3 protein-coding genes and 1 pseudogene are annotated in these 2,369 nt (G+C 62.9%); 1 reads left to right on the top strand and 3 read right to left on the bottom strand.

Annotated features, from left to right (window positions below; translation table 11 throughout):
* The first annotated feature begins 47 nt into the window (after positions 1-47).
* On the top strand, positions 48-545 hold the full coding sequence (locus tag ENZ75_RS28970) for a hypothetical protein (RefSeq protein ID WP_245465364.1): 498 nt from the start codon (positions 48-50) through the stop codon (positions 543-545).
* Positions 546-564: 19 nt separating this feature from the next.
* On the opposite strand, the gene pqqE is transcribed toward ENZ75_RS28970, so the two are convergent.
* The 3 genes and pseudogenes from pqqE to ENZ75_RS28955 all read right to left on the bottom strand — a co-directional run.
* Positions 565-1,686 (bottom strand): pyrroloquinoline quinone biosynthesis protein PqqE, encoded by a 1,122-nt coding sequence (gene pqqE / locus ENZ75_RS28965; protein WP_063167842.1) that lies wholly within the window; start codon positions 1,684-1,686, stop codon positions 565-567.
* Positions 1,683-1,979, bottom strand: a complete 297-nt coding sequence (gene pqqD, locus ENZ75_RS28960; protein WP_024504366.1) for a pyrroloquinoline quinone biosynthesis peptide chaperone PqqD — start codon at positions 1,977-1,979, stop codon at positions 1,683-1,685. The genes pqqE and pqqD overlap by 4 nt, the downstream gene beginning before the upstream one ends.
* Positions 1,976-2,369, bottom strand: a pseudogene (locus ENZ75_RS28955) (pyrroloquinoline quinone biosynthesis protein C); the annotation flags it as partial. The pseudogene ENZ75_RS28955 and the gene pqqD, both read right to left, overlap by 4 nt.

Raw genomic sequence — 2,369 nt, 5'->3', positions numbered from 1 at the left:
AGCCGGCGCCGTCGCGCCCGCCCATCGACAAATGCGCCTGGGAAAAATTGTCTGACAAAACTGTCGGGCTGGCCGCCTGGACGCAGCGCTGCGATTTCGGCTTCCGCCAGATCCATTTCGAATTCGCCGGCAAAGCGCTCGCCATCAAATACAGCGACGGCGGCGCGGCTGACCCTCTTGTCGAGGTCTTTGACATCAAGCCTGGCGAAACCGCCGAGGCTGCGTTGCAGCGCCTGTTCCTGGAAAAGACCGACAAGGCCGTCAGCGCCCGCTGTGTGCTGGCGCCTTACACCGAGGGCACGGTACCCGCCGGCGTCAAACGCTACACATTCAGCCCCGACGCCGCCTATGCGAAAGAGCTGAAAGCACTTGCCAGCTCCGACGAGATTCCCGAACCGCCCTGCGGCGACTGGGGTGAAATGCCTGACGGCATGCAGTATTTCGAGGTGCCCGCGGGTGAGGGGTACAGCCTGCTTTTTGTGCGCATCGGCCAGGACGAGCCATTGTTTGACGAGCAGACGCTACGCGTCTTGCCGAGGGGGTGAGAAGCGCTTTCTCGCCAGGTCAGGCGGATTCGGTCACCGCACCGATCCGCCGGTAGACGAATGCTTCTTCTCTCGAAGGAACTGTGGCAATGCGCTTGGCTTCGTCGATCAGCATTGCCATGCGAGCATGGATCGGCGATTTCGCGCAAGCCGGGTCCGTTGCAGCGGCATCGCCGGCGATCGCCATCGCCTGGCAGCGGCAGCCGCCCCAGTCGATCTCGCGCCGCTCACAGCCGCGGCATGGCTCCTGCATCCAGTCCGTACCGCGAAAGGCATTGAACGCCGGGGAATCGGCCCAGATCGAGGACAGCCTGCGTGGTTCGAAACGCTCGAAGCTGAGCGACGGGATCGTCTGTGCGGCATGGCAGGGCAGTACGGTGCCGTCAGGCGTCACCATGAAGGCGTCCCGCGCCCAGCCGCCCATGCACGGCTTGGGATAGATCGCGAAATAGTCCGGCGTCACAAAATCGATGTTGATGATGCCGGCCAACCGCTCCTGTGCCTCCGCGACGATCTCCGCCTGCCTATCGACCGCTTCACGCTCCGGCATCAGTTGATCGCGATTGGTTAACGCCCAGCCGGCATATTGCACATTGGCGATCTCGAGCCTCTCCGCGCCCAACGAAAGGGCGAGATCGATGAATTCCGGCACCTCCTCGATGTTATGGCGATGGATCGGCGCGTTGATGGTTAGAGGCAGACCGGCCGCGCGCGCGCGGCGTGCCGTCTCCAGCTTCTTTTCGTGGGCACCCTTGTGGTTGCCGATGCGATCCGTGGTCGCCGGCCGCGCGCCCTGAAAGCTCAGTTGCAGATGGTCTAGACCGGCTTCGGCAAATGCCTCGACACGGCCCTCGACGATGCCAACGCCCGCGGTAATCAGATTGGTGTAGACGCCGCGCCCCGCAAGCCCGGCGATCAATTGCTCGAGGTCGCGGCGCAGTGTCGGCTCGCCACCGGACAGATGCACCTGGAGCACTCCGAGATCGGCGGCCTCCGAGAACAGGGCGAGCCAGGTCTCTGTGTCGAGTTCGCGATTGGCCTTGAGCAGTTCGAGCGGATTGGAGCAATAAGGGCATTGCAGCGGGCAGCGATGCGTCAGTTCCGCCAGCATGCCGATTGGAGGGAGGAGGGGCGTGCTCATAGCCTCACCAGCAGCTTGTCCGACCATTCCTGCAGGAAGGCGATGACGTCGGTCGCCACGGCCTCCTGTTCGGCCTCATAATCGGCGGCAAGGCCGGCAATGATGTCGCCGACCGTGGACCGTCCATCGCAGCGTCGCAATATGTCGAGACTGACATCGTTCGGCCAGAATATCTTTTCCGGTGAAAGCACGGCGAATGCCTGCCGCAAGGGATCGTATTGTATGCGCACGTGCTTCGGCAGCGAAGGTACCGATCGCAACGACACCACAGCTCTTTCGCGCAGCGCCGTCATAGGGCTGCCTCGGGCTGGAAGGCGCCGGGCGGTATGTTTCCCCGCTCGCCATAGGCGTGTTGAAGCGCGTCAAGCATGGCCCAGAGTATATCGCATTTGAACACCAGTGCATCGATTGCCTGCTGCTGGCGCTCCGCCGTATCGGCGTGGCTGAGCACGTAGGCAAGGGCGAAGTCGGCGTCACGCGAGGCCTGTTCGGGCCGTTGCTTGAAATAGGCAAGCGTATCCTCGGTGATGTAGTCGTATTTGGCCAGCATTGCCGGCACCCGCTCGCCGATGATGAGTGGCGAAAACATCTCGGTCAGCGAGGACGCGACCGCCTCGAACAGCGTCCGGTTTGTGCAAAAGGAAAGGTAAGCGCCCACCGCGAAGCGTGTCGCCGGCAGTGCC

The organism is Mesorhizobium sp. M7A.F.Ca.CA.002.04.1.1, assembly GCF_004022805.1.
In the GTDB taxonomy this organism is placed as follows: Bacteria; Pseudomonadota; Alphaproteobacteria; order Rhizobiales; family Rhizobiaceae; genus Mesorhizobium; species Mesorhizobium ciceri.
The sequence above is the reverse complement of the archived record's forward strand: the minus strand, read 5'-3'. Positions and strand labels throughout refer to the sequence as shown.